Source organism: Streptomyces bluensis, assembly GCF_014650715.1.
Classification (GTDB): Bacteria; Actinomycetota; Actinomycetes; order Streptomycetales; family Streptomycetaceae; genus Streptomyces; species Streptomyces bluensis.
Genome location: NZ_BMVM01000051.1, coordinates 1 through 923 on the forward strand (window position 1 = coordinate 1; position 923 = coordinate 923).

Consider the following 923-nt stretch of genomic DNA (forward strand, 5'->3'; position numbering starts at 1 on the left):
GGCATGCAACTCACCGGTGACCGCTTCACCTCGGAAACCGCCTCGTTCGGCAACGACCTGTCCACCCTGCCGAACTTCCCCGCCGAGATCCGCGCCCCAGCAGGCACCCTGCCAGGAGTGTCCTCGTTCCAGCTCCACTTCGCCGACCACGACATCCTCACCCCCGGCGACGCCCCCAACGTCCTGGTCGCCATGAACCCCGCCGCCCTCAAAGCCAACATCAACGACCTCCCCCGCGGCGCCGAGATCATCGTCAACACCGACGAATTCACCAAACGCGCCCTGCAAAAAGTCGGCTACACCACCTCCCCACTCGACGACGACACCCTCGACGGCTACCGCCTCCACCCCGTACCACTGACCACCCTCACCGTCGAAGCCCTCAAAGACTTCGCCCTCACCCGCAAAGAAGCCGAACGCTCCAAAAACATGTTCGCGCTGGGCCTGCTGAGCTGGATGTACCACCGGCCCACCGAAGGCACCGAGAAATTCCTGAAAACGAAGTTCGCCAAGAAACCCGACATCGCAGCCGCGAACATCGCCGCCTTCCGCGCCGGCTGGAACTTCGGCGAGACCACCGAGGACTTCGCCGTCTCCTACGAAGTCGCCCCCGCCACCACCGCCTTCCCCGCCGGCACCTACCGCAACATCTCCGGCAACCTCGCCCTCGCCTACGGCCTCATCACCGCCTCACACCAAGCCGACCTGCCACTCTTCCTCGGCTCCTACCCCATCACCCCCGCCTCCGACATCCTCCACGAACTCAGCAGACACAAGAACTTCGGCGTCCGCACCTTCCAGGCCGAGGACGAAATCGCCGGCATCGGCGCCGCACTCGGCGCCGCCTTCGGCGGCTCCCTCGGCGTCACCACCACCTCCGGCCCCGGCGTCGCCCTGAAATCCGAAACCATCGGCCTCGCCGT

General features: G+C 65.9%; 1 protein-coding gene. It reads left to right on the forward strand.

What is annotated here, in order from left to right; genetic code table 11:
* Positions 1 to 923 (forward strand): 2-oxoacid:acceptor oxidoreductase family protein (locus IE262_RS39050; RefSeq protein WP_189880398.1); only part of this gene is annotated, 923 nt, incomplete at both ends.